The organism is Saccharothrix sp. BKS2 (assembly GCF_047689505.1).
GTDB lineage: Bacteria > Actinomycetota > Actinomycetes > Mycobacteriales > Pseudonocardiaceae > Actinosynnema > Actinosynnema lopnurensis.
The window spans coordinates 106,118-113,288 of sequence record NZ_JAUQOL010000021.1; the positions used below are offsets into that span (position 1 = coordinate 106,118).

The 7,171-nt window shown below is 74.5% G+C and carries 7 protein-coding genes; 1 reads left to right on the plus strand and 6 read right to left on the minus strand.

All coding sequences use genetic code 11. The features are described 5' to 3' along the window. Nucleotides 1-7: 7 nt before the first annotated feature. From Q5530_RS34060 to Q5530_RS34080, 5 genes are all read right to left on the minus strand, one after another. The gene (locus tag Q5530_RS34060; protein ID WP_415366918.1) at nucleotides 8-2,947 is read right to left on the minus strand and encodes a bifunctional [glutamine synthetase] adenylyltransferase/[glutamine synthetase]-adenylyl-L-tyrosine phosphorylase; all 2,940 of its coding nucleotides are present in this window, start codon (nucleotides 2,945-2,947) and stop codon (nucleotides 8-10) included. A gap of 38 nt (nucleotides 2,948-2,985) precedes the next feature. Continuing rightward, nucleotides 2,986-3,210: a hypothetical protein gene (locus Q5530_RS34065; protein ID WP_415366919.1), complete on the minus strand. Its 225-nt coding sequence runs from the start codon at nucleotides 3,208-3,210 to the stop codon at nucleotides 2,986-2,988. Continuing rightward, entirely contained in the window at nucleotides 3,207-4,340 is a 1,134-nt protein-coding gene (locus Q5530_RS34070; protein ID WP_415366920.1) for an inorganic phosphate transporter, read from the minus strand. Before Q5530_RS34070 ends, Q5530_RS34065 begins: the two co-directional genes overlap by 4 nt. An 83-nt stretch (nucleotides 4,341-4,423) precedes the next feature. After that, a complete protein-coding gene (locus Q5530_RS34075) occupies nucleotides 4,424-5,161 on the minus strand; it encodes a type 1 glutamine amidotransferase (RefSeq protein WP_415366921.1) in 738 nt (245 codons plus the stop codon). Between the two features lie 15 nt (nucleotides 5,162-5,176). Further along, the gene (locus tag Q5530_RS34080) at nucleotides 5,177-5,614 is read right to left on the minus strand and encodes a rhodanese-like domain-containing protein (protein WP_380641335.1); all 438 of its coding nucleotides are present in this window, start codon (nucleotides 5,612-5,614) and stop codon (nucleotides 5,177-5,179) included. A gap of 79 nt (nucleotides 5,615-5,693) precedes the next feature. Between Q5530_RS34080 and Q5530_RS34085 the strand changes: the two genes are divergently transcribed. After that, on the plus strand, nucleotides 5,694-6,158 hold the full coding sequence (locus tag Q5530_RS34085) for an Lrp/AsnC family transcriptional regulator (RefSeq protein ID WP_415366922.1): 465 nt from the start codon (nucleotides 5,694-5,696) through the stop codon (nucleotides 6,156-6,158). Between the two features lie 54 nt (nucleotides 6,159-6,212). Here Q5530_RS34085 and Q5530_RS34090 read toward each other — a convergent pair whose 3' ends face one another. Continuing rightward, on the minus strand, nucleotides 6,213-7,082 hold the full coding sequence (locus Q5530_RS34090) for a GNAT family N-acetyltransferase (protein WP_415366923.1): 870 nt from the start codon (nucleotides 7,080-7,082) through the stop codon (nucleotides 6,213-6,215). Nucleotides 7,083-7,171 lie beyond the last annotated feature (89 nt).

Sequence of the window (7,171 nt, forward strand, 5' to 3'; positions counted from 1 at the left end):
CCAGTCTTCAGGAACCGTAGAAAACGCGCTCGACAACGGCGCGGGCCCGCCGGGTGGTGCGCCGGTAGGCGTCGAGGAACTCGCCGGGGTCGTCGTGCCCCATCACGCCGGCCACCGCGGCCAGGTCGCGCCCGGTGGTGGGCAGCTGGTCACCGGCCTTGCCCCGCACCAGCACGACCGCGTTGCGCGCCCGCGTGGCCGTCGTCCAGGACTCCAGCAGCGCCGCCGCGTCGTCCTCCGCCACCAGCCCCGCCCCGGTGGCCGCGCGCAGCGCCCGCACGGTCGACGGCGTGCGCAGGCCCGGCACCTCGTGCGCGTGCTGGAGCTGGAGCAGCTGCACCGCCCACTCCACGTCCGCCAGCCCGCCGCGCCCCAGCTTGGTGTGCGTGGACGGGTCCGCGCCGCGCGGCAGCCGCTCGGCCTCCACCCGCGCCTTGATGCGCCGGATCTCCCGCACCGCGGCGGCGTCCAGGCCCTCCGCCGGGTACCGGACGGGGTCGATCAGCTCGACGAACCGCGCGCCCAGCTCCGCGTCGCCCCCGATGCACCGGGCCCGCAGCAGCGCCTGCGCCTCCCACAGCTCGGACCACTGCGCGTAGTACGCCCGGTAGGACTCGAACGTGCGCACCAGCGGTCCCTGCCTGCCCTCCGGCCGCAGGTCGGCGTCCACCTGGAGCGGCGGGTCCTGGCTGGGCGCGCTGAGCGCCCGCCGCACCCGCTCCACCACCGACGACGCGTAGCGCACCGCGTCACCGTCGGCCACCCCGTCGGCCGCCTCGCACACGAACATCACGTCGGCGTCCGACCCGTACCCCAGCTCCCGCCCGCCGAGCCGCCCCATGCCGATCACCGCGATCGACGCCGCCGGCTCGCCCGTCGAGCGCACCACCGCGTCCAGCGCGGCCTGGAGCACCGCCACCCACACCTCGGACAGCGACACGCACACCGTGCGCAGCGGCACGAGCCCGAGCAGGTCCGCGCACGCCACGCGCAGCAGCTCCTGGCGGCGCAGCGACCGGGCGGCGGTGACCGCGCGGTCCACGTCGCTGTACCGGGACACGGTGCTGCGCAGCGGGTTGCCGATGCTCATCGGGTCCACGCCCACCAGCGCCTCGGTGTCGGCCAGCAGCCGCAGCACCTCAGGGGCCCGCACCAGCAGGTCCGGCACCAGCCGCGAGGTGCCCAGCAGCGACGCCAGCCGGTCCACCACCGTGCCCTCGTCGCGCAGCAGCCGCAGGTACCAGGGCGTCTCGGCCAGCGCCTCGGACACCCGCCGGTACGCCAGCAGCCCGCCGTCCGGGTCGGGGGTCGCCGCGAACAGGTCGAGCAGCACCGGCAGCAGCGCGGTCTGGATGCGCGCCCGCCGCGACACGCCCCTGGTCAACGCCTCGATGTGGCGCAGCGCCCCGTCCGGCGCCGCGTACCCCAGCGCGGCCAGCCGCGCCGCCGCCTGCGACGTGGTCAGCCGCAGCGCCTCCGTCGGCACGTTCGCCACGGCCTGGAGCAGCGGCCGGTAGAACAGCTTCTCGTGCAGCCTGCGCACCTGGTTGGCGCGCTTGCGGAACTCCGCCAGCAGCACCTGGCTCTCCGACTGCCCGCCCTCGGCCGACAACCCGGCGGCGCGCGCCAGCCACCGCAGCGCGCTCGTGTCCTCGTCCGCCGGGAACAGGTGGGTGCGCAGCAGCCGCTGGAGCTGCAACCGGTGCTCCAGGGTGCGCAGGAACCGGTAGGCGCGGCCGAAGTCGGCGGCGTCCGCGCGGCCCACGTACCCGCCACGCCCCAGCGCCGCCAGCGCCTGCGTGGTCGAGGTGATCCGCAGCTCCTCGTCACCGCGCCCGTGCACCAGCTGGAGCAGCTGCACGGCGAACTCGACGTCCCGCAGCCCGCCCCGCCCCAGCTTCAGCTCCCGGTCGGTCAGGCCCACCGGCACGTGGTCCTCGACGCGGCGGCGCATGGCCTGCACGTCGGGCACGAAGTCCTCCCGCTCGGCGGCCGTCCACACCAGCGGGCGCACCACCTCCAGGTAGCGGCGCCCCAGCTCCTCGTCGCCCGCCACCGGCCGGGCCTTGAGCAGCGCCTGGAACTCCCAGGTCCGCGCCCACCGCTGGTAGTACGACGTGTGCCCCTCCAGGGTGCGCACCAGGGCGCCCGCCTTGCCCTCGGGCCGCAGCGCCGCGTCCACCTCGAAGCACGCCTGGCCCGCGACCTGCATCATCGTGCTGGCCAGCCGGGTCGCCACGGAGAGGTCGCCCTCCCCGACGAACACCACGTCCACGTCGCTGACGTAGTTCAGCTCCCGCGCGCCGCACTTGCCCATCGCGATCACCGCCAGCGAGCACCCGTCCGAGCGCGGCACCTGCCTGCCCGCGACGTCCAGCGCCGCCCGCAGCGCGGCCACGGCCAGCTCCGACAGCAGCCCGGCCACGTCGTCGTAGTTGACGTAGCGCTGCTCCGGCTCGACCACGTGCGCCAGGTCCTCGGCGGCGACCCGGCACAGCAGCGCCCGGTACGCCGACCGCAGCGCGCGCACGGCCTCCCCGCCGGTCAGCCCCTCCACCGCGCCGACCAGGGCGGGCGCGAACGCCGCCGCGTCCACCGGCTCCGGGTCGGCCAGGTCGGCCCAGCGCTCCGGGTTGGCGACCAGGAAGTCCGCCAGCGCGGTCGACGAGCCCAGCACGGCCAGCAGCCGCCCGCGCAGCGCTTCGTTGTCCCGCAGCGCCGCGTCCAGGTCGGACCACCGGTCGCCGAGCGCCGCGCGCAGCCGTTCCGCGCCGCGCAGCGCCAGGTCGGGGTCGGGGCTGCGGGACAGCGCGACCAGGACCGGCTCGTACCCGTCGGCGGGACCTCGGCCCTCCCACCACCCGGCGGCGCGCAGGTGCTCGCCGCTGCGCTCCTCGGTCAGGCCGAACCGCGCGGGGGACGTCGGGGTGCGGGCGGGATCGGTCATCGCGACCACCGTAGCCCGCCCGGGGCGCCGGGGACGGGTCAGCCGGCCACGATCAAGTAGATGCCGAACAACACCACGGTCACGCACGCCAGCAGGCAGACCGCCGCGGCGGCCGTGGGCACGACGGCCGCGCCGCCGCGCTCCCGCGCCACCTCGCGCGCCGACAGGGCGCGCAACGCCACCGAGAACAGCACGACCAGCCCCAGCACCACGGCGAGGCTCACCCCGAAGACGGCGCCCAGGGCCGCCCAGTCGACCTTCACACCGCCACCTTGTGCGCCTCGGCCGGGGCCGCGATCTCGTCCACCACGTGCTCGGGCCGCACCGGCTCGCGCCGCGACAGCAGCCAGATCCCCAGCGCCACGCCCGTGCCGACCACCGCCACCACGACCACGCCCGCCGTGCCGAGCGAGGCGACCTTGCCCGCCACCGCGCCGACGATGCCCGCCGCGGGCAGCGTGAGCAACCAGGCCACCGCCATCCGCCCGGCCACGTTCCACCGCACCCCGTCGAGCCGGCGGCCCAGGCCGGAGCCCATGATGCCGCCGGACGCCACGTGCGTGGTCGACAGCGCGAAGCCCAGGTGCGACGACGCCATGATCACGGTCGCCGCGCTGGTCTGCGCGGCGAAGCCCTGCGGCGCCTCGATCGTGGTCAGCCCCTTGCCCAGGGTCTGGGTGATGCGCCACCCGCCGAGGTAGGTGCCCAGCGCGATGGCGACCGCCGCGCTCAGGATCACCCACAGGGGCGGCTCCGCGCCCGGCGCGAGCGTGCCCGCGGTGATCAGGGTGAGCGTGATGATGCCCATGGTCTTCTGCGCGTCGTTCGTGCCGTGCGCGAGGGACATCAGCGCGGCGGAGGCGATCTGACCCGCCTTGAAGCCCCTGTCGTTCACCGACTTCCGGGCCCGCTTGGTCAGCCGGTAGGTCAGGTAGGTGGCGAGCATGGCCACCAGGCCCGCGACCAGCGGCGCGGCGATGGCGGGCGCGATGACCTTGTCCACGACCTTGTCGAAGTGCACGGCGCCGGTGCCCGACGCGACCCAGGTGGCGCCGATCAGGCCGCCGAACAGGGCGTGCGACGAGGACGACGGCAGGCCGACGTACCAGGTCACGAGGTTCCACATGATCGCGCCGACCAGGCCGCCGAACACCACCGCCGGGGTGATCAGGGTGTCGTCGACGATCCCGCCCGAGATGGTCTTGGCGACCTCGACCGACAGCAGCGCGCCGACGAGGTTGAGCACCGCGGAGAACGCGACCGCCGTGCGGGGCCGGAGGGCGCCGGTGGCGATGGACGTCGCCATCGAGTTCGCGGTGTCGTGGAAGCCGTTGGTGAAGTCGAAGACCAACGCCGTGACCACCACGATGATGACGAGGAGCGAGGCATCCACGCTGATTCCTCCGGCTGAACCGACACAGTCGTAGGAGAACGCTACCTGTCCAACCGATGAATCCTCGTCTCAACAGAGGTTCGTCACACCAACGGCAGCTTCCGTTGGATCGTCAGTTCTCCGGCGGCCAGACGCGCAAATCTTTCGCAGAACGGCTGCCACACCTCCCGGATGTCCTCGTGGGCGGCCTCCAGGCGGTCGGGGTCCAGCCAGCTCGGCCGCGCGCCGGCCGCCGTGGCGGGGTACCCTGCCGCCCACTTCAGCACCATCTCGGGCGTCGTCTCGATGTGGAACTGCACCCCGTAGGCCCGGTCCCCGACGCGGAACGCCTGGTTCGCGCACCTGGGCGAGGACGCCAGCAGCACCGCCGTCGGCGGCAGGAACGACACCTCGTCGGTGTGGAACTGGAGCACGTCCGGCGTCCACGGCAGCTCCGCGAACAGCGGGTCGTCGCCCGCCGCGTCCCGCTTGGCCACCAGCATCACGCCCACCTCGGGCCCCTGCGCGGCAGGCCGCACCTGGCCGCCGGTGGCCGCGGCGAGCAGCTGCGCGCCCAGGCACACCGCCAGCAGCGGCACCCGCCGCGACACCGCCTCCGACAGCAGCCGGCGCACGTCCGCCAGCCACGGGTGCTCGGCGTCGTCCAGCGCGCCCACGGCGCCGCCCAGGCACACCACGCCGTCGTAGCCGTCCAGGTTCCCGGGCAGCGGCCCGGCGCAGGGCTCGACCACGTCCAGCACCGCCCCGGCGGCGGTCAGCCACTCGCCGAGGCGGGCGGGCGGGTCGTCGCGGTCGGGTTGCAGCACCAGCAGACGCGTCACCCGCCCGAGGGTAGATCAGCAGGCGCAGGACGCCCCGTGCAGGTCGGTGCCCTCCACCTCGGTGCCCTCCACCGGGTAGCCCGCCGCCCGCCAGGTGGTGATGCCGCCGGCGAGCCGCTTCACCCGGAACCCGAGCGCGCTCAGCCGCAACGCGCCCTTCGTGGCCGCGTTGCACACCGAGCTCTCGCAGTAGCAGACGTAGACCAGGTCGCGGTCCCAGCCGGCGGTCGTGGTCGCGTCGACCTCCCAGTGCGGCAGGTTGACCGCGCCCGGGATGCGGGCCCGCTCGAACGCCTCGCGGCCGCGCGTCTCCACCAGCCGGAAACCGGCGGTGTCCCCCGCTCCGAGGTCGCGCGCCACGTCGTCCGGGTCGGCCTCGAAGGCCAGCTCGGCGGCGAAGAACGCGACGGCCTCGGCGGGGTCGGCGGCGGGGAAGCGGAGCGTGTTCGTCATGGGTAGATCGTCGCCGACCGGCGCGGCCGACCACAGGGGGAACTCCAGGCGTTTCCGGTGCCCTGCCTACGATTTCGCGGTGGAATTGGACGACGTGGACTGGAAACTGCTGGACCTGCTCCAGCACGACGGGCGGATGACGTTCACCGAGCTGGCCAAGCGGGTCTCGCTGTCCGCGCCCGCCACCACCGAGCGCGTGCGCAGGCTGGAGCAGGCGGGGATCGTCACCGGGTACGCCGCGGTGGTCGACCCGCAGCGGCTCGGCCTGCCGATCGAAGCCATCGTGCGGGTGAAGGTGCGCAGCCTGGACACCCCGCGGTTCCGGGAGCGGGTGGTCACCCTGGCCCTGGTCCGCGACGCCGACCACGTGACCGGGGACGACTGCTGGCTGCTGCGCGTGGTGTGCCGGTCGATGGTCGAGCTGGAGCGGTTCGTCGAGCAGGCCCAGCGCTACGGCGACACGACCACGTCCCTGGTCTTCTCCTCCCACGTCCGCAACAGGCCGCTGACCCGGGCGGTCGCGGAGGGCACCGCCGTCGACTGACGGGCGCCGGGGCACGAGGAACCCGCGAGCCCGCGAGCTGCCGGGCGGACCCGGTCAGCCCCCGGCGGGAGTGAACGCGAACTCCGCCGAGTCGACCACGGACCGGAACCCGATCCGCTGGTAGATCGAGTTGGACGTGGGGTTCGACAGGTCCGTGTAGAGCACGACGTGCTCGGCCCCGTTCTCCCCCGCCCACGCCGCGCACGCCGCCGTCACCGCCGCGCCGTAACCACGCCCCCGGAGCTCCGGCGGCGTGAACACCGGACCGAGCCGGGACATTGCCGACGCGGGCGTGCTCGCCGACGCCCAGGACACCGGCCTGCCGTCCCCGTCGCACCAGAGCACGTGACCGAAGCCGGCGGCCGTGCTGGCGCGCAGGAACCGCACCGACTGCTCCTCGACGCCCCGGTCCCGGACCTGCTCGGTGGCCTCCACCCGGAAGTCCGAGTACCAGCCGGTCAGCAGCTCGATGTCGTCCTCGGTCGCCATCCGGGCCTGGCCCGGCACGTCGGCGGGGAGCTCCAGCTCCCCGAGCTGGTACAGGCGCAGGGCCATGACCTCGCGCGCGCCGCAGCCCGTGCGGGCCGCCCAGGCGACGACGAACGCCTCCACCGCGTCCCGGGGACCGTTGACGCCGGGCAGCTCCACGTCACCGGCCAACGCGTCCGCCAGCGTCTCCACCCACTCGACCGGGACACCCGTGAGCGTCAACGGCCAGGGCGGCGTGCGCAGGGCCGCGGCCACCAGGAGATCTCCCTCGCACACCGTCACCAGCAGCGGCGGCTGGTCGTCCGGGTCCGGGTGGCGGAGCCGGCGGTCGACCGCCGCGATCGGGATGCTGTGGAGCACCGGGTCCGCGGTGAAGAAGTCCCCCGTGAGGGTCCAGAACTCCGCAAGGTCGTCGTGCTTGGTCACCTCGGCCACGAGCGGCACGATAACGCAAAAAGCCCTCAGGGGCACCCGTATCACGGGTGCCCCTGAGGGAAAGAATGTTCGGCGGCGTCCTACTCTCC